Below are 17,873 nucleotides of genomic sequence, written 5' to 3'. Positions count from 1 at the left end.
CGGGGTCTGGCGCGCTTTCGATAAACTGCCTACTTGTGCCGGACATCCGCCATACGCCGAAGGCCCCGACCCGTGCCCAGAGCCTGGCCGCCGGGGAACGCATCGACGCGCACCGGCACGACGACCACCAGATCGTCTACGCCGGCTCCGGAGTCCTGGCCGTCACCACCGACGCCGGCACCTGGTTCGCCCCCGGCAACCGAGCCATCTGGGTCCCCGCGGGCACCGTCCACGCCCACCGCGCCCACGGCCACCTCGACCTGCACCTGGTGGGTCTGCCCGCCGACGACAACCCGCTCGGCCTGGACGCCCCCACCGTTCTCGCCGTAGGACCGCTCCTGCGCGAACTGATCGTCGCCTACACCCGGGCCCCCGACGACGACAGCTCCGAACGCCACCGTCTGCTCGCCGTCCTCCGCGACCAGCTGCGCGCCTCGCCCCAGCAGCCCCTGCACCTGCCCACCGCCACCGACCCGCGCCTGACCGCGGTCTGCGAGATCCTGCACGCAGACCCCGCCGACCCACGCACCCTGGCCGCCCTCGGCACCGTGACCGGGGCGAGCGAACGCACCCTCAGCCGGCTCTTCCGCAGCGAGTTCGGCATGACCTTCCCGCAGTGGCGCACCCAGTCACGCCTCTACCACGCCCTGCGGATGCTGGCCGACGGAGCACCCGTCACCACTGTCGCCCACCGCTGCGGCTGGTCGTCCACGAGCGCGTTCATCGAGGTCTTCCGCCGCTCGTTCGGACATACACCCGGGACTCACAACCGCCTTTCCCCGTAGGTGAAGAGGCCGCCGCACGACCTGCTTGTACCGTGCAGTAATATCGCGCGGCAAGCCCCTAGGAGGAACCGTGCCCCGGTCCCAACGCTCACCCCTGCTGCTGGCCGGTCTGCTGGCCGGCGTAGGGGTCACCCACTTCGCCGCGCCGCGCTCGTTCGACGCGACCATCCCGAAGTTCCTGCCGGGATCGCCCAGGACCTGGACCTACGCGAGCGGCGTCGCCGAGTTCGCGCTGGCGGCCGGTCTCGTGGCGCCCCGCACCCGCAAGGCCGCCGCCCTGGCCTCAGCCGCCTTCTTCGTCGGGGTCTTCCCGGCGAACGTGAAGATGGCCGTGGACTGGCGCCACCGCCCCACCCCGCAGAAGGCCGCCGCGATCGCACGGCTGCCGCTTCAGGTGCCCCTCGTCCTGTGGGCCCGCAACGTCGCACGGAACACGGAGGGTCAGGCATGAGCGCGCGCATAGACGTCGGCGACAAGATCGAGGACTTCGAACTGCCCGACGAGACCGGCACCCCGCGCAGCCTGACCTCGCTGCTCGCCGACGGGCCGATCGTCCTGTTCTTCTACCCCGCGGCACTGACCGCCGGCTGCACCGCCGAGGCCTGTCACTTCCGTGATCTGGCGGCCGAGTTCGAGGCCGTCGGCGCCCGCCCCGTCGGCATCAGCGGCGACTCCGTGGAGCGTCAGCAGGAGTTCTCCGGCAAGCACACGCTCGGCATGCCGCTGCTGTCCGACGCCGACGGGGCGATCCGGGAGCGGTTCGGGGTGAACCGCGGGTTCTCGCTGGCCCCGACCAAGCGGGTCACCTTCGTCATAGCGCAGGACCGCACCGTCCTGGAGGTCGTCCGCAGCGAGCTGCGGATGAACACCCACGCCGACCGGGCCCTCGCCGCTCTGCGCGACCACCGCAAGTGACGTACGAGTCCTGGTAGCCGTACCGAGGTTGTTGCGGTGCGGCAAAGGGACCATCCTGGACGATATGGAGCACGCCTCGGCCGCGGCGATCATCGACGTGCGCGGCATGGTGACGGGGTGGAGCGACGGTGCCCGGCGGCTGACCGGATACCCGGCCGAGGAGGCCGTGGGACTCCCGGTGCGTGAGCTGCTCGCCGAGGACCCGTCGCCCGACGTCCTGGCGGCCCGGACCGGCACCGTCGTCCTGCGGCACCGGGACGGCACCCCCGTCGCCCTCCCGCTGCGGGCGTGCGAGGTGCTGGGCCCGGACGGCTCACCCGGCGGGTTCGTGATCACCGCGGAGCAGCCCGGCGGGGCGGAGCCGACCCTCGCCGGGCAGGCCTTCCAGCAGGCCTCCATGTCCATGTCGGTCTTCGATCCGCAGCAGCGTTATCTGCGGCTCAACTCCGTCGCCTGCCAGGTGATGGGGGTGCCGGAGGAGGCCCTGCTCGGCCGGTTCTTCCCGGAGACCGTGGAGGACGCCGAGCACAGCCGGGGCTTCAACTGGCATCTGCGGCACGTCGCCGAGACCGGCGAGCCCATCCACTACGAGAGCCACACGCGCGCCCCGTCCGGCAGCCGCTACCACGCCTGGAACATCGAGATGTGGCCGGTCCGCAACGGCGTCGACGACGTGGTCGGGGTCGCCCTGGCCGCCTTCGACAGCACCGCGCAGCACTGGGCCCGCCAGCGCCTGGCCCTGCTGAACGAGGCCGCGGACGCCATCGGCACCACCCTCGACGTGGTCCGCACCGCCGAGGAACTGGTGTCGCTCGTGGTCCCCCGGTTCGCCGACTTCACCAGCGTCGACCTCCTCGAATGGGTCCTCGGCCCGGACGAACCGCCCAGCGCCATGCCCCAGGACGTCGTCCTGCGCCGCGTCGCCCACGGCTCCGCCCACGAGGGCACCCCGGAGGCCGCCGTCCACCTCGGCGCGCTGGACGTCTACCCCCCGTACTCGTCGCCCGCGCGGGCCCTGCGCGAGGGCCGGGCCGTGCTCAGCCGGGCCGGCGAACCGTCTTTCGACCGCTGGGTCCGCGAGCGCAACGCCCGCGCCCCCAAGGGCCGGCCCTACCGGGAGGGCACCCACTCGATGCTGGCCGTACCCCTCAGGGCCCGCGGCATCACGCTGGGTGTCGCCGTGGCCGTCCGTATCGGCCCCTCGGACCCCTACGTCCAGGACGACGCCGCCCTCGCCGAGGAACTCGCCAGTCGCGCCGCCGTCTGTATCGACAACTCGCGCCGCTTCGCCCGTGAGCGCACGACCGCGCTCGCCCTCCAGCACAGCCTGCTGCCCCGCGGGCTGACCGGGCAGGCCGCCGTCGAGGTCGCCCACCGCTATCTGCCCTGCGGCTCCCTCGCCGGCGTCGGCGGCGACTGGTTCGATGTCATCCCGCTCTCCGGCAGCCGCGTCGCCCTCGTCGTCGGCGACGTCGTCGGGCACGGCATCGCCTCCTCGGCGACGATGGGCCGCCTCTGCACGGCCGTCCGCACCCTCGCCGACGTGGACCTGCCGCCCGACGAACTCCTCACGCACCTCGACGACCTGGTCACCCACCTGGCGGCCTACGACAGCGACGACGACATCGCCGAACTCGGCGCGACCTGCCTCTACGCCGTCTACGACCCCGTGTCGCGCCGCCTCACCCTCGCCGCCGCCGGTCACCCGCCGCCCGCCCTCGTCCTGCCCGACGGCAGCGCGGAGCTCGTCCCCATGTCCGCGGGACCCCCGCTCGGCGTCGGCGGACTGCCCTTCGAGGCCACTGAGGTGGAACTGCCCGAGGGCGCCGTCGTCGCCCTGTACACCGACGGCCTCATCGAGGACCGCGACCGCGACATCGACCACGCCACCGGTGAGCTCTGCCGTGCCCTCACCGCACGCGCCAGCTCTCTCGAGGCCCTCTGTGACACGGTGCTGAAAGCCGTGCTCCCGGAGGAGCCGAGCGACGACGTGGCCCTGCTGCTGGCCCGAACCCGCGCCCTCGGCGCCGACCGGGTCGCCACCTGGGACATCACACCCGACCCCGCCCGGGTGGCCGACGCCCGCCAGGCCGCCACCGAGCAACTCACCACATGGGGCCTGGACGAGGCCGGCTTCGTCACCGAACTCGTCGTCAGCGAACTGGTCACCAACGCCATCCGCTACGGAGCCCCGCCCATCCAGCTCCGGCTGATCCGCGACCGCACCCTCATCTGCGAGGTCTCCGACGGCAGTTCCACCTCGCCGCATCTGCGCCGCGCCCACGCCTACGACGAGGGCGGTCGCGGACTGCTGCTGGTCGCCCAGCTCACCCAGCGCTGGGGCAGCAGACAGACCGGCGCCGGCAAGACGATCTGGGCCGAACAGCCGCTGCCCCCGCACTGATCACTCGAAGTCGCAGCCGGGGTTCGGCACGTCCTCGGAGAAAGCCGATCCGTGCGGCAGTACGTACAGCACCTCGAGGACGAGCGGAGTGTCGCCCAGGTTCCGGCCGAGATGGACGTCGCTCGGCCCGCCCGGCTCCCGGACGACGGTGCCCTTCGGATAGACCCCGTCACTGGCGCAGTCGGAGTGGTAGTGGCTGAGCGTGCCCTGCTTCACGTACCCGTACACGGGACCGCCGTGGTAGTGCCAGCCGGTGGCCTGGCCGGGCGGAACGGTGATCTCTCTGACGGTGTAGTCGGTGCCCCCGACGGTGACCTGGCTGATCAGTTTTGCCGTGACGCCGGGGCCCGGCGGGGTCGCCTGGGCGGTGGTGCCACAGGTGAGGGCGGCGGCCGCGGCCACCGCCCCGGTTATGCCGACGCGAAGCGAGGTGCGCATACGGGGCCTCCTGACGTTTGCGGAAGATCGATGATGTTCCGCAGTGAACATAGAGGCAGAGATCGGTAGTTGGGGCCGGAATCGGCAGAACTCAGAACTCCTCGTGCACCTCCGGATCCCCGCCCCGGCGCTCCTGGGCCCGGTCGGCGATCGCCGCCATCTGGTCGGGTCCGAGCTCGAAGCCGAAGATCTCCAGGTTGGCGCGCTGCCGGTCGGGGTTCGACGACTTCGGGATCGGAACCGAGCCGAGCTGTGTGTGCCAGCGCAGGACGGCCTGCCCCGGCGTCACCCCGTGGGCCTCGGCGACCGCGGCGACGACGGGATCCTCCAGCAGCGTGGAGCCGGGGGCCAGTGGGCTCCAGCTCTCGGTGCGGATGCCCTTGGCGGTGTGGAAGGCGCGCAGCTCGTCCTGCCGGAGGAAGGGGTGCAGCTCGATCTGGTTGACGGCGGGCAGGACCCCGGTCTCCTTCTCCAACCGCTCGAGGTGCTCCGCCGTGAAGTTGGAGACGCCGATGGAGCGGACCAGACCCTCCTCGCGGAGCTTGATCATGGCCCGCCAGGAGTCGATGTACTTGTCGACGCGGGGGAGCGGCCAGTGGATGAGGTAGAGGTCCACGTGGTCCAGGCCGAGTCGGCGGCGGGACTCCTCGAAGGAGGTCAGGGTCTCCTCGTAGCCGTGGTGCCGGCCCGGGAGTTTCGTCGCGACGACGATCTCCTCGCGGGGGACACCGCTGCGGGTGACACCGAGGCCCACTCCGGCCTCGTTGCCGTAGTTCGTCGCCGTGTCGACCAGGCGGTAGCCGAGCCGCAGGGCCTGCGCCACCGCCCGCTCCGCCTCCGCGTCGTCCATGGGCCAGGTGCCCAGACCGATGGCCGGGAACGTCGTACCGTCGTTGAGCGTGTGTACCGGGCTGTCGATCACTGTTGGACCTTTTCCCTCGACCGTGTCGTCCCCCCAGCCTCGCGGATAAGGTGAGTCGTGATCAACCGGACGGGTGGGGGATGAAGGCGGCGGACGGCATGGGCGGCACCGAGCAGAACCGGCAGCCGGGCGGACGTCCCACGTCGAAGGACGTCGCCCGGCTCGCAGGGGTCTCCCACACCGCGGTCTCCTTCGTGTTCAACGGCCGCGCCGAGGGCAATCTCTCGCCGGCCACCCAGGAACGCATCCGGCAGGCCGCCGACCGGCTCGGATACCGCCCCGACCCCGTCGCCCGGGGTCTGCGCCGCCGTCGCACGGCCGTGATCGGCCTGGTCACCGACGAGATCGCCACCTCTCCCTTCGCGGGCCGCCTGTTGCGCGGCGCGATGGAGACCGCCTGGGACAGCGAGCACCTCGTTCTGACCGTCGACTCCGGCGGCGACCCCGCCAAGGAGGACGCGGCCGTCGCCGAGCTCCTCGACCGGCGTGTGGACGGCATCATCTACGCGGCCATGTCCCTGCGCCGGGTCCGCGTCCCCGAGGGCCTGCACCGCATCCACTCCGTCCTTGCCAACTGCGTCCCCGAGGACGACTCGCTGCCCGCCGTCATCCCCGCCGAGCGCGCCGGAGGCCGTACGGCGGCCCGGCTGCTGCTGGACGAGGGGCACCGCAGGGTCGCCATGGTGGGCGGCCAGGACGACATGGCCTCCGCCGACCGGCTGCGTGGCTTCCGGGACGCTCTGCGCGCCGAGGGCATCACCGTCCCCAAGGAGTGGGTGGTGCGCAGCGGAGGAGAGATCAACAGCGGGTACGAGGGCGCACTGCGTGTCCTCGACGGCATCGCCGCCGACCGGCGACCCACCGGGATCTTCTGCTACAACGACCGGGTCGCGGCAGGCGTCCTGCACGCCGCGACCCGGCTCGGCATCGCCGTCCCCGAGGAGCTGTCGGTGGTGGGCTACGACGACCAGGAACACATGGCCGCGTACCTCACCCCGGCCCTGACCACGGTCGCGCTGCCCCACCGGGCGATGGGCGAGGCCGCCGCACGGCTCCTCCTCGACTCCATCGACACCGGCAGGACCTCGCCCGCGACGGTACGGCGCCTCGCCTGCCCGGTGATCAGTCGTGCGTCGGTGGGACCAGCTCCCAGCCGGTGACCGTGGCCCCGGTGCCCGTGACGACGAGCTCGGGCACATCGTCCGGCCGCCGGTAGACCCGCTCGGTCACCGTGGCCCGGCCGTCGACGAACAGTTCGAACAGCGAGCCGTCGACGAGGATCCGCACCTCTGTGGCGGGCGCCCGTACCACGATCGGCGCCGAGCCGTCCGGCCGTGCCCGCGGCCAGTCCGCGCGGTCGAGCGTCACCGTCCCCTCGTCCGGGTCGAGCAGGACCGTCAGCCGTGCGCCGAAGGCGGACCGCAGCAGACGCACGGTGGTGCGAGTCGATGCGGTCACGGTCAGGTCGTACGCGTCCGGCAGCGTCGTGGGACGGTCCGGTGCCGTGGTGAACGGCTCGGCCGCACGCAGCAGTTCGAGCTCCGGAGCCGGTACGACGCTCAGGACGCCGTCCGGATGGACATCGACGACCCTCGGTGCGCTGAGGACCCCGGCCCACCCGGCGCGATCCACCTCGCTCTGCTCGCGGGCCTCCCAGGACCAGCCCCACATCAACGCCCGGTCCGGTTCCTGGAGTACGGCGGGCGCGTAGAAGTCACGTCCGTGGTCCAGCCGACCGCCGGCGCGCGTCACGAAACGCAACTCACCGTCCCCGCCGGGTTGGAGACGACCCGTCAGATATCCGGTGGAGCACGGATCCCCGTCCCACAGCGACACCACGAGCATCCACTCCCCGCTCGCCGTCGCATACAGCTGAGGGCACTCCCAGCCGACGGCCTTGTCCCCGAACACGTCCACCGCGACCGGGTCGCTGCCGTCGAGCAGCACCCCGGCGAACCGCCAGTCGGTCAGATCGTCGCAGGCGTAGACGAGCACCGACGGAGTCCCGTCGGCGTGCCCCGCGCCGACCAGCGCCCACCGTCGGCCGTTGCTGCGGAACACGAACGGGTCGCGGAACATCACCACGTCCAGGCCGGCCGGCGGGCCCGTCACCACCGGTGCGGGCAGCGGCTTCCAGTCGGTCAGGGTCTCGTCCTGAGGCACCAGCGCACGTGCCAGACAGATCGAGCCGAGCCCGGTATGGTGCCGGTCGACGCCGGTGTAGACGGCGGTCGGCACACCCTCGTCGTCGACCACGCACCCCGACCAGCAGCCCGCCTCGTCGGGGCCGCCCGGGGTCGGGGTGAGGGCGACCGGATGATGCTCCCAGTCGGCGAGATCGGGGCTGGAGACATGGCCCCAGTGGACGTTCGCGTGGACCGGGGCATCCGGGTTGTGCTGGAAGAACAGGTGGTAGCGGTTCCGCCAACGGAACGGCCCATTGGGGTCGTTGACCCAGTTCGCGGGCGGACGGACCCTGAACCGGGGGGCGTCGGGGGTGTGGCTCAACGGTTGACTCCTGCGGAGGTGATGCCCTCGCGCAGAGGGCGCTGGCCGACGAGGAACACGGCGACGGCGGGAAGCATGGAGAGCACGACACCGGCGAGCACCACCGAGATGGAGCCGGTGCCGAGGTTGCCCTGGAGGGAGACCAGACCCAGCGGGAGGGTGTAGTTCTGGCCGGAGGTCTCCAGGATCAAGGGTCGGAAGAACTCGTTCCAGTGGTAGTTGAAGGCCAGCACGCCGACGATCGCCAGGCCGGGCGCGGCCAGCGGCGCGTACACGGACCGGAAGATCCGCCAGGGCCCGCAGCCGTCCAGCATCGCCGCCTCGCCCAGGTCCTTCGGCATGCCGAGGAAGTACTGGCGCATCAGGAAGGTGCCGAACGCAGTCGGGAAGGCCGGGATGATCAGCCCAAGCAGGGTGTCGGTCAGGCTCATCGACTTCAGCACCAGGAACACCGGCACGATGGTCACCTGCAACGGCACCATCATGGTGGCCAGCACCAGGCCGAACAGCGGCTTCTTGAACCGGAATTCGAGGCGTGCGAAGGCGTATCCGGCAAGACCGGCCGTGATCATCTGGCCGACGGCGATCAGCGCGGTCACGAGCGTGGAGTTGAGCGCCAGCAGCCAGACGTCGATCTGGTCGAAGACCCCGCGGTACGACTCCGCCGTCGGGTTCGTCGGGATGATCTTCGGCGGAAGATCGAAGGACTCGGCCGGGGTGCGCAGGGATGTGGAGACGGTCCAGATCACCGGGCCGAGGGTCAGCAGGGCGCACACGGCGAGGGCGGCGATCCGCGCCCAGGGGGCGAGCGAGTGGCGGGCACGGCTCAGATTCAGGGTCGCTTGGCTCATGGAGGTCACTCGGCTCACTGGTAGTGGACGAAACGCCGGCTGAGCCGGAACTGGAGGGCGGTGACCGCCATGATCAGCACGAACAGCAGCACACCCACCGCAGAGGCCTCACCGAAGCGCAGCTGTTCGAAGGCGCTCTCGTAGATGACCATCACCACGGTCCGGGTGGAGTCACCGGGACCGCCGTTGGTGAGGACGTAGGGCTGTTCGAAGACCTGGAGGGCGTTGATGATCCCGACCACCGACGCGACCAGGAGGGTGGGGGAGAGCAGGGGCAGGGTGATGTTCAGGTGCTTGCGCAGGCCGGTCGCGCCGTCGAGGGAGGAGGCCTCGTGGATCTCCTTGGGGATGTTGTTGAGGCCCCCGACGAACAGGAGGAAGGAGAACCCGAACTGCTGCCAGACATAGACCAGGACGACCGTCGTCATCGCCGCGTTCTCCGAGGTCAGCCACGGCACCGGAGCGATCCCGACCGTCCCCAGCAGCCAGTTCACGACCCCGAAGTCCTGGTTGAACAGGTACTTCATCACCACCGAGATCGAGGCGGCGGACAGCACCAGCGGGAAGAAGAACGCCGAGCGGAACACCGACCGCAGCCACACCGGCATCCGCCCGTTGACCGCGAGCGCCAGGACCAGGGCGATCAGCAGTTGCAGCGCGACCGCGAACACCATGAACACGAGCGTGTTGCGGAAGGAGACCAATACGGTCGAATCGCCGAACACCTCACGGTAGTTGGCGGCCCCGGCGAAGCTCGGGTCGTCGATCACGTTCCAGTGGAACAGGCTCAGTATCACCGAGCCGACGATCGGCACGACGGTGAAGACGACGATGCCGACGATCGTGGGCGCCAGGAAGAGCGTGGCCAGCAGCCGGGTGCCGCGGTCGCGCGCCGAGGGCCGCGAGGCGGTCGCGGGCGAGGTGAACTCCTTGACCGGCGCGGGTGTCTGAGTGCTCGTCATACGTCACGCTCCATGGCCTTCTCCAGATCGCCCTGCATCCGGCGCAGCGCGGGGGCCACCGCACGCCGGGAGGCCAGCGCGGTGCCGGTGTGCTTGAGCAGTACCTGCTCGACCTCGGCCACCTGCGGCGGGGCGGGGATGGGCCCGGTGTCGGGGAACTTGTCGAGGGTGTCGTAGAAGACCTGCCAGTGCTTCGGGCCGATCTCCTGGTAGCGCTCCGCGGTGAGCATCGAACGGCGGGCGGGGGTGGTCTGGTTGGTCTCGAACAGCCGCATCAGGGTGTCCCTGCGGGCGGCGTACTTGATGAACTCCCAGGCCTCGTCTTTGCGCTTCGAGGTGCGCAGCAGCGCGTAGCCGGCGGCGCCGAACTGCATGCGCTGAGTTCGCCAGCGCGGGAAGTACTGCACGTCGAAGCTGTCGGGCGCCATGCCCGCCAGATGCAGACCGCCCGCCCAGAAACCGCCGGCGGGCGTGACGCCGACCCGGCCGGTGGAGAACACACCGATCAGGTTCTGGCCGTTGCCGCCCTCGGGCCGGCTGCACAGGTCCTCCTGGATGAGGGAGGCGAGATAGTCGTACGTCTCTTCCACCCGCTCATGAGTGGCCTGCGGGGTCGTCCACCGGAATCCGCCCCCGCGCCCCTGCCGCTCGGCGGCGGGGTAGAAGGAGTCCCACAGCCACTTGCCGCCGGGCGCCTTGGACTCGGTGAGCAGATTGGTGCCGTTGGCGAAGAGCCACGGCACCACACCGCCCCACAGCCGGTTCGTCCAGAAGTACGGAGTGAACTGGGAGCCGCTGGACTTCTTCATGTCCCGCAGCAGGGCGGTGAAGTCGTCGCGGGTCCAGTCGGGGGCCGGGAAGTCCGCGCCCGCCCGCTTGAGCACCTGGTCGCTGAGGTACATGTCGGCGGCGTTGAACTCGACCGGCAGCTGGTAGAGGCTCCCCTCGTACATCATCGACTCCACCAGCGAGGGGTGGACGTCGGCGAAGTACTCGCGCAGCTCCTCGGCGTCCCGCTTCACCCAGTCGTCCAGCGGGACCCCGAGGCGCTGTGCGAACAACTGCACGCCCTCGGTGGCGACGTACACGAGATCGGGCGCGGTGCCCGCCGCGATCTGGGTGAGGATCTTCGCGAAGAAGTCCGACCAGTCGACGGCCTGCACGGCGTTGATCCGGAGCTTGATGTCGGGGTGGATCTGTCGGAAACCCTCGGTGAGGGTGCGCACGGCCTCCGGTCCGTAGGCGGGGCCGAGCGTGGCGACGACGAGCGAGCCGTCGTCGCGTCCGGGGATGTCGGCTCCGGTGAGCCGGTCCCAACTGGCGGCGGTACCGGCGAGCGCGGCGGTGCCCGCGCCGTAGGCGCCGTACCGCAGCAGCGTGCGGCGGGTGAGGTGCGAGTCGGTCATCCAAGGGCCTAACTCGTGTTAGTTCAGGGTTGACGCCCCAGATGATGGGAAGTGGCGCACGGTGCTGTCAAGAGTCGTGCACCCCTTGACCTTTAACGAGTTAGGTCTCAGAGTCCTGGACCCATGAGCCGCCGTTTCGGACGAGAGGAACGATGTGTGATGCGTGGGTTGTCCAGGAGAGCGCTGTTCGCGGGGTCCACGGCCGGCGCGGCGGCCGTGCTGCTGCCGGTCGCCGCCGCTCCGGCTGCCGCGAAGCCCAAGGCGACCGCCGCGTGCGCGAGCTACCGCGCCGCGTACCACTTCACGGTCCCCGACCAGTGGAAGAACGATCCGCAGCGACCGGTGTGGATCGACGGCGAGTACCACTACTACTACCTGTACAACGCGGACTACTTCACCGGCGGTACCACCTCGGGCACCGCTTGGCGCCTCGCCACCAGTACCGACCTGGTTTCCTTCACCGACCGCGGGATCGCCGTGCCGAAGGACACCACCCCGGGCGGCGACGTCTGGTCCGGCTCGGCAGTGGTCGACAACGACAACACGGCGGGCTTCGGCGCGGGCGCGGTGATCGTCATCGCCACCATGGCGCCCGACGACGTCACGCAGGCGCAGTACCTGTACTACTCGACCGACGGCGGCCGTACGTTCACGAACCACGGCACCGACCCCGTGCTGCCCAACCCCGGGGTCCGGGACTTCCGCGACCCCAAGGTGATCCGTGACGAGGAGCGCGGCCGGTGGGTGATGACGCTCGCCGAGAACAACAAGGTGGGCTTCTACCACTCCACCGACCTGAAGTCGTGGAGCTACGTGAGCGGCTTCGTCAAGGACGGCATCGGGGTCCTGGAGTGCCCGGACCTGTTCCGCATCCGGGCGGAGGACGGCGCCTGGAAGTGGGTGCTGGGAGTGAGCGCCAACGGCAAGGGCTCCGGGCTGCCGAGCACATACGCCTACTGGACGGGTGCCTTCGACGGGACCACCTTCACCCCCGAGGCTTCAGATCCGCAGTGGCTCGACCACGGCTGGGACTGGTACGCGGCCGTCACCTTCGAGAAGCGGGACGCCAACGGCACCCTCGACCCGGCCGCCCGGTACGCGATCGGCTGGCTGAACCACTGGGACTACGCGAACACCACGCCCACGATCGACTCCGACGGCTTCAACGGCACCGACTCGATCGTCCGCGAGGTCACCTTGAAGCGCGCGTCCTCCGGCGGGTACTACCTGGCCTCACGGCCGGTGGCCGCGCTGGACTCCTATGTGTCGCGGACGGTGAGCCTGGGCGACCTGGAGGTGAGCGGCACCCGCCTCCTGGACTACACGGGAACGGCCTACGAGCTGAGCTGCCAGATCACCTGGGACCAACTCACCGGAGCGGGCGTCCAGTTGCGCCGTTCGGCCGACGGTGGCCGGCACGTCGACGCCGGGATCTACGCCGACTACGCCTTCCTCAACCGCCGCACCACGGTGAACCCGGATGCCTCCGGCCGCTGGCAGGAGAGCCACAGCCCCTTCGACCCGGGCGCCCGCACCGTGAAGCTACGGATCCTGGTCGACCGGACGTCCGTCGAGATGTTCGTGGACGACGGCCGGTACGTGCACTCCTCGGAGGTCTTCCCCTATCTGATCGACACCGGTCTCGCACTCTTCACGATCGACGGGACGGCGGTCTTCCGGGACGTGCTGATACGGGAGTTCGCCGTGTGAGGGGCTGGCACACGCCCGGCGGGCCCATTCACCGGCGTACCGCGCCGAAGGGTGTCTAGGGTCGGTGATGTGCGCGTAGTGCTGATCGGGGGAACCTCCCACGCAGGCAAGTCGACCGTGGCCCAGGCGGTCGCGGAGCGGCTCGGGTTCACGTACCGCTCGACGGACCTGCTGGCCCGGCATCCGGGGCGACCATGGGGGAAAGTACCTCCGCATGTCGTCGAGCACTACGAGACGCTCGCCGTCGACGAGCTGATCCGCTCGGTGCTCGACCACTACGAGCGCCTGTGGCCGCGCATAGAGGAGCTGATCACCGAACGGGCGAAGGGCGACGGGCCGGGGCTCGTGTTGGAGGGCTCCGCGCTCTGGCCAAACCGGGTCGCGGGGCTGAGCGTTCCGCGCACCGAGGCCGTCTGGCTCACCGCGGACGACGCGGTGCTCGGTGCGCGCGTGCGGGAGTCCGCGCGGGAGGAGGAGCGGCGGCACCCGGTGGACAAGTTCCTTGCCCGCAGCGTGCGTTATCAGCAGCTGATGGTGGAGTCGGTCGACGCGCACGGCCTGTGCCGCATCGACACGGGTGGCCGTCCCGTGGCCGAGCTGGTGGACGTGATCCTGGAGAGGCCCTGTCGCCAGGACCCGTGATCGCTGACACGATCTTCAGGGAGCGGCCGCGGACGACCAACGGAGTACGGATGACGACGAACACGGGCACGGCGGAGGCGGAGCACATCCCGGGGATCGAGGTGAAACCGGTCGCCGGGCACATCGGGGCGGAGATCACGGGCGTCGACCTCGCCGGGGAGCTCGACGACGCCGTGGTCGCCGCGATCCGGTCGGCCGTGCTGCGCTGGAAGGTGGTGTTCTTCCGGGAGCAGCGGCTGGATCACGCCGGGCATGTGGCGTTCGCGCGCCGGTTCGGCGAGCCGGTGGTGCTGCGGAAGCGGGGCAGTGCCTCGCCGCCGGGCTTTCCCGAGGTGGAGACGACCGCCGACCGGCTCGAACTGGGCGGCAAGTTCGGCATGGAGCACGACGAGTGGCTCCAGCGGCGCCGGCACACCCTGCTGCGCGGCTGGCACTGCGACCACGGCGCCCGTATCGACCCGCCGGCCGCGACGATCCTGCGGGCCGAGACCGTACCGCCGTACGGCGGCGACACGACCTGGTCCAACCTGGCCGCCGCGTACGCCGGACTCTCCGCGCCGGTACGGGAGTTCGTGGACGGACTGCGGGTGGAACACCGGCTGGGCGTCGGCTATCAGTCCCGTCCCGGTGACGACTCCTACGTCCGCCATCTGCTGGACCACCAGGTCGCCTCGCTGCACCCGCTGGTGCGCCGCCACCCGGAGACGGGGGAGCGGATCCTCTACGTCAACGGCTACTACGTCGAGCAGATCGCCGACATCTCCCGAGCCGAGAGCACCGCGATCCTGGACATGCTCCTGGAGCAGGCCGTCCGGCCCGAGTACACCGTCCGCTTCCGCTGGGAGCCGGGCAGCGTGGCCTTCTGGGACAACCGTGCCACCATCCACCTCGCCCCCGGCGACAACGCCCACCTCGGCTTCCCACGGACCATGCACCGGGTGATGCTCGCCGGGGACGTCCCGGTGGGAGTGAACGGCAAGCCGTCGGAGCCGATCGTCGGCACCGAGGTCGGACGCTGGTGAGGCGTGGGCAGGCGTCGGCAGGCGTGTTCCGGGCGGCCCCGCCGGGGCTCACCTTCCGGGGCGCTCGCCGGGGTTCGGCCGGTCCAAGTGGGAGGCGATCACGGCCGCCTGGACGCGCCGCTGGACGCCCAGCTTGGCCAGCAGTCGGCTGATGTGGTTCTTGACGGTCTTCTCCGACAGGTAGAGCTTCTTGCCGATCTCGCGGTTGGTGAGCCCCTCCCCGATCAGGGCGAGGATGTCCCGCTCGCGCGGGGACAGGCTCGTCAGCTCGGGGGACATGCCCGGGGTCTCGGCGGGGTCGGCGCGCAGCGAGCGCATCAGCCGGGCCGTGGTCGCGGGGTCCAGCATGGACTGGCCCGAGGCGACCGTTCGCACGGCCGAGACCAGGTCGGAGCCCCGGATCTGCTTGAGGACATAGCCCGAGGCCCCGGCCATGATCGCGTCGAGCAGGGCGTCCTCGTCGTCGAACGAGGTCAGCATCAGACAGGCCAGTTCCGGCATCTGGCTGCGCAGCTCCCGGCAGACCGAGATGCCGTCGCCGTCGGGGAGCCGTACGTCGAGCACGGCGACGTGCGGGCGCAGCGCCGGACCGCGCGCGAGTGCGTGCTCGACGGTGCCCGCGTCGCCGACGACCGAGATGTCCGGCTCGAAGTCGAGAAGGTCGGTCAGACCCCGTCGTACGACCTCGTGGTCGTCCAGCAGGAACACACGGATGGGGTCCTGTTCGCTGAAGGTGTGTGCCTCGGTCATGACGACCCCTCGTTCCCCGACGGTGGACGGATCGCGGGCTGTCCGTCTCGACGATCATTGCTCGCCGGGACCGGATGCACTAGGGCCGTCCGGCCCCAGTCGGCTCGGAGACTCTCGGCGGGGCCATCGGGGTGATCGGATCTCGACTCCTTCTCGGCACGGGGCGCGGACGCGGTCACACAGCGCTGCCGGCGCCGTACGGGGCGTAGAGGTCCAGCAGTCGGACCCGGGCGGAGCGCAGTCGGTGGGCGAGTACGTCGCCGACCCACTGAGCGATGGTGTGGCCCATGGCCGGGTCCTCCTGGCACATCATGCGGACGGCTGTGGCGTCGAACTCGTACGCCCGCACCGGCGTCGTCGCCGTGGCGCCCAGGTGCCAGGCATGCGGGGTGAACAGCCAGGACCAGCCGACGAGTTCGTTGTGCCGCAGGCTCTCGATCACGGCCGCGCTCCGGCCGGGCACGTGCATGTCGAGCTCGACCGTGCCCGTGCGGATGATCCAGAACCGGTCCGCCTTGCCGCCCTCCTCGAACAGACGTGTTCCTTGCGGGAACGAGACTTCGCGGGCGACGCGCATGAGCCGCTGCCGGTGCTCGGCGGGCAGGGCCCGCAGCATGCTGGGCGTGGGGGTGATGGTGGTCACGGCGTGCCTCCCGACGGGTGTGGGAACTGCCATGTCCAGCCTCCGCCCGTCGGCGATGGCGGGCCATGGGCCACCCGGCCCCTCGACCAGGCCACCCGGCCTGGGGCCCCGCAGCGCCCCGTCGCCGCTACCTCGACGTGCTCTCCTCGGGGTTCGCCTCGCTCCACTGCCGGTAAGCGGCCACCGCCGTCGGAAGGGTGGGGAAGATGTGGTCGGTGCCGACGGAGTCCGTGAGGCCGTACGCCTCCAGGTCGTCCAGCAGATCCTGCTTGACCCGGGCCAGGGCGAACACGAGCCCGCGCACGGCGAGTTCGCGGCGCAGTTCGTCGACCGCGTCGAGTGCGGTGATGTCGACCTCCACGTTGGCCTCGGTGTTGAGGACGAACCAGCGGACGGGCCGGGTCTGTTCGTCGACGGCGGCCAGGGCGCGGCGGCGGAAGTCCTCGGCGTTGGCGAAGAACAGCGGGGAGTCGTAGCGGTAGACCAGCAGTCCGGGAATCGTGCGGGCCTGCGGGTAGTCGTCGATGTCGTGCATGCCCGCGATGCCGGGCACCAGGCCTTCGACGGCGTCGTGCGGACGGGCCACCCGGACCAGCAGCTCCGCCACCGACAGACCGACGGCGACGAGCACGCCATAGAGGATGCCGAGGGTGAGCACGCCGGCCAGACAGCCGAGGGCGAGCAGGAGTTCACGGCGGCGGAAGGACGCCAGGCGGCGGAAGCCCGTGAGGTCGATCATGCGGACGGCGGCGTACACGACGAGGGCGCCGAGCACGGCGGACGGCGTGCGGGCGAGCAAGGGGCTGAGGAACAGCAGGACGGCGAGGACCACGACGCCGGCGACCAGGGAGTACGCCTGACTGCGGGCGCCCGCCGAGGAGGCGAGCGCGGTGCGGCTGGCGCTGCTGCTGACGGGGAAGCCGTGCAGGAAGCCCGCGCCGAGGTTGGCCGCGCCCAGCGCCGCGAACTCCTGGTCGGCGTCAAGGCCGGGGCCCTTGCCCTCCTCGCGTCCGGCGAACGCCCGCGCGGTGAGGATGAAGTCGGTGTACGCGACCAGGAGCACACCGAGGGCGGGCAGGACGAGATGCGGCACCTCGCTCCAGTCCGGCCACGCGAGGCCGGGCAGGCCCGACGGGACCTCGCCGATCACCTTGACGCCGTACCGGTCGTCGAGGTCGAACACCACCACGGCCGCCGTGCCCAGGACCACGGCGAGCAGGGGAGCGGGCACGGCGCGGAGATACTTGGCCGCCGCGAAGAGGAACGCGAGCACGGCGGCCGAGAGAACCACTGTGGGCAGATGGGCGTCGGGCAAGTTCCCCGCGAAGGACCACAGTTGGGGGAAGAACCTGGTTCCTGCCGCCCCCGCGCCGGTGAGTTTCGGCAGCTGGTCCACGATCATGATCAGCGCGACGCCCGCCAGGTAGCCGATCAGGACCGGCCGGGAGAGCAGGTCGGCGAGGAAGCCCAGCCGCACCGCCCGTGCCACCAGGCACAGGAGGCCGACCGTGATCGCGAGGGTGGCCGCCAGGGTCGCGTAGCGCCCGGGGGCGCCGGCCGCCAGTGGGGCGACCACGGTGGCGGTCATCAGCGCGGTCGTGGACTCGGGGCCGACCGAGAGCAGCCGCGAGGAACCGAGGAGCGCGTACACGCCGAGGGCGGGCAGGATCGCCCACAGCCCGGCGACCGGCGGCAGTCCGGCGACGCCCGCGTACGCCATGACCTGCGGCACCAGATACGCGGCCACGGTGACGCCGGCCAGCAGATCGCCCCGCAGCCAGATACGTCGATAGCCGATCAGTGGTCCGAGACCGGGCACCGTACGGCGCCAGCCCGGAACGTGTCCGCCCGCGCTCCGGGACATGGGCCGCCTCTCTCCGTCCGACACAGGATCCACCGGTGGTGTGCCGAACCT

At 70.8% G+C, this 17,873-nt stretch carries 17 protein-coding genes; 8 read left to right on the top strand and 9 right to left on the bottom strand.

Annotated features, from left to right (window positions below; translation table 11 throughout):
- The first annotated feature begins 35 nt into the window (after positions 1-35).
- The 4 genes from OHU89_RS05695 to OHU89_RS05680 all read left to right on the top strand — a co-directional run bounded on the left by OHU89_RS05695 (position 36) and on the right by OHU89_RS05680 (position 4,104).
- Entirely contained in the window at positions 36-785 is a 750-nt protein-coding gene (locus OHU89_RS05695) for an AraC family transcriptional regulator (RefSeq protein WP_405640396.1), read from the top strand.
- Between the two features lie 70 nt (positions 786-855).
- A complete protein-coding gene (locus OHU89_RS05690; RefSeq protein WP_365408375.1) occupies positions 856-1,236 on the top strand; it encodes a DoxX family protein in 381 nt (126 codons plus the stop codon).
- Positions 1,233-1,700, top strand: coding sequence for a peroxiredoxin (locus tag OHU89_RS05685; RefSeq protein ID WP_206326826.1), 468 nt, complete (start codon positions 1,233-1,235; stop codon positions 1,698-1,700). The genes OHU89_RS05690 and OHU89_RS05685 overlap by 4 nt, the downstream gene beginning before the upstream one ends.
- 64 nt (positions 1,701-1,764) lie before the next feature.
- A complete protein-coding gene (locus OHU89_RS05680) occupies positions 1,765-4,104 on the top strand; it encodes a SpoIIE family protein phosphatase (RefSeq protein WP_405640392.1) in 2,340 nt (779 codons plus the stop codon).
- On the opposite strand, the gene OHU89_RS05675 is transcribed toward OHU89_RS05680, so the two are convergent.
- Together OHU89_RS05675 and OHU89_RS05670 are read right to left on the bottom strand one after the other, a co-directional pair.
- Positions 4,105-4,542, bottom strand: a complete 438-nt coding sequence (locus tag OHU89_RS05675; RefSeq protein ID WP_361559299.1) for a cupin domain-containing protein — start codon at positions 4,540-4,542, stop codon at positions 4,105-4,107. It abuts the gene before it with no gap.
- A 91-nt stretch (positions 4,543-4,633) separates the two neighbouring features.
- The gene (locus OHU89_RS05670; RefSeq protein ID WP_405640389.1) at positions 4,634-5,464 is read right to left on the bottom strand and encodes an aldo/keto reductase; all 831 of its coding nucleotides are present in this window, start codon (positions 5,462-5,464) and stop codon (positions 4,634-4,636) included.
- Positions 5,465-5,562: 98 nt separating this feature from the next.
- Between OHU89_RS05670 and OHU89_RS05665 the strand changes: the two genes are divergently transcribed.
- Entirely contained in the window at positions 5,563-6,624 is a 1,062-nt protein-coding gene (locus tag OHU89_RS05665; RefSeq protein WP_405654334.1) for a LacI family DNA-binding transcriptional regulator, read from the top strand.
- Here OHU89_RS05665 and OHU89_RS05660 read toward each other — a convergent pair.
- The 4 genes from OHU89_RS05660 to OHU89_RS05645 are packed head-to-tail and all read right to left on the bottom strand — an operon-like array spanning position 6,587 to position 11,191.
- Complete coding sequence (locus tag OHU89_RS05660) at positions 6,587-7,972, bottom strand: glycoside hydrolase family 32 protein (protein ID WP_405640386.1); 1,386 nt, start codon at positions 7,970-7,972, stop codon at positions 6,587-6,589. The genes OHU89_RS05665 and OHU89_RS05660 overlap by 38 nt on opposite strands.
- The gene (locus OHU89_RS05655) at positions 7,969-8,823 is read right to left on the bottom strand and encodes a carbohydrate ABC transporter permease (protein WP_266831225.1); all 855 of its coding nucleotides are present in this window, start codon (positions 8,821-8,823) and stop codon (positions 7,969-7,971) included. The genes OHU89_RS05660 and OHU89_RS05655 overlap by 4 nt, the downstream gene beginning before the upstream one ends.
- 14 nt (positions 8,824-8,837) lie before the next feature.
- The gene (locus OHU89_RS05650) at positions 8,838-9,785 is read right to left on the bottom strand and encodes a carbohydrate ABC transporter permease (protein WP_405640383.1); all 948 of its coding nucleotides are present in this window, start codon (positions 9,783-9,785) and stop codon (positions 8,838-8,840) included.
- Positions 9,782-11,191, bottom strand: a complete 1,410-nt coding sequence (locus OHU89_RS05645; protein ID WP_405640380.1) for an extracellular solute-binding protein — start codon at positions 11,189-11,191, stop codon at positions 9,782-9,784. The genes OHU89_RS05650 and OHU89_RS05645 overlap by 4 nt, the downstream gene beginning before the upstream one ends.
- Before the next feature lie 159 nt (positions 11,192-11,350).
- Between OHU89_RS05645 and OHU89_RS05640 the strand changes: the two genes are divergently transcribed.
- The 3 genes from OHU89_RS05640 to OHU89_RS05630 all read left to right on the top strand — a co-directional run bounded on the left by OHU89_RS05640 (position 11,351) and on the right by OHU89_RS05630 (position 14,565).
- The gene (locus tag OHU89_RS05640; RefSeq protein WP_405640377.1) at positions 11,351-12,901 is read left to right on the top strand and encodes a glycoside hydrolase family 32 protein; all 1,551 of its coding nucleotides are present in this window, start codon (positions 11,351-11,353) and stop codon (positions 12,899-12,901) included.
- A gap of 69 nt (positions 12,902-12,970) precedes the next feature.
- The gene (locus OHU89_RS05635) at positions 12,971-13,543 is read left to right on the top strand and encodes an AAA family ATPase (RefSeq protein ID WP_405640375.1); all 573 of its coding nucleotides are present in this window, start codon (positions 12,971-12,973) and stop codon (positions 13,541-13,543) included.
- A 50-nt stretch (positions 13,544-13,593) separates the two neighbouring features.
- Entirely contained in the window at positions 13,594-14,565 is a 972-nt protein-coding gene (locus OHU89_RS05630; protein ID WP_405640372.1) for a TauD/TfdA dioxygenase family protein, read from the top strand.
- Positions 14,566-14,613: 48 nt separating this feature from the next.
- On the opposite strand, the gene OHU89_RS05625 is transcribed toward OHU89_RS05630, so the two are convergent.
- The 3 genes from OHU89_RS05625 to OHU89_RS05615 form a co-directional block, all read right to left on the bottom strand.
- Positions 14,614-15,315 (bottom strand): response regulator, encoded by a 702-nt coding sequence (locus OHU89_RS05625; protein ID WP_405640370.1) that lies wholly within the window; start codon positions 15,313-15,315, stop codon positions 14,614-14,616.
- Positions 15,316-15,490: 175 nt separating this feature from the next.
- On the bottom strand, positions 15,491-15,931 hold the full coding sequence (locus OHU89_RS05620) for a cyclic nucleotide-binding domain-containing protein (RefSeq protein WP_405654332.1): 441 nt from the start codon (positions 15,929-15,931) through the stop codon (positions 15,491-15,493).
- A 154-nt stretch (positions 15,932-16,085) separates the two neighbouring features.
- Entirely contained in the window at positions 16,086-17,822 is a 1,737-nt protein-coding gene (locus OHU89_RS05615) for a SulP family inorganic anion transporter (RefSeq protein ID WP_405640367.1), read from the bottom strand.
- Between the last annotated feature and the right edge of the window lie 51 nt (positions 17,823-17,873).

The organism is Streptomyces sp. NBC_00019, assembly GCF_045041015.1.
Lineage (GTDB): Bacteria > Actinomycetota > Actinomycetes > Streptomycetales > Streptomycetaceae > Streptomyces.
Note: the sequence above shows the minus strand (reverse complement) of the source record. Positions and strands in the feature narration are given on the sequence as shown.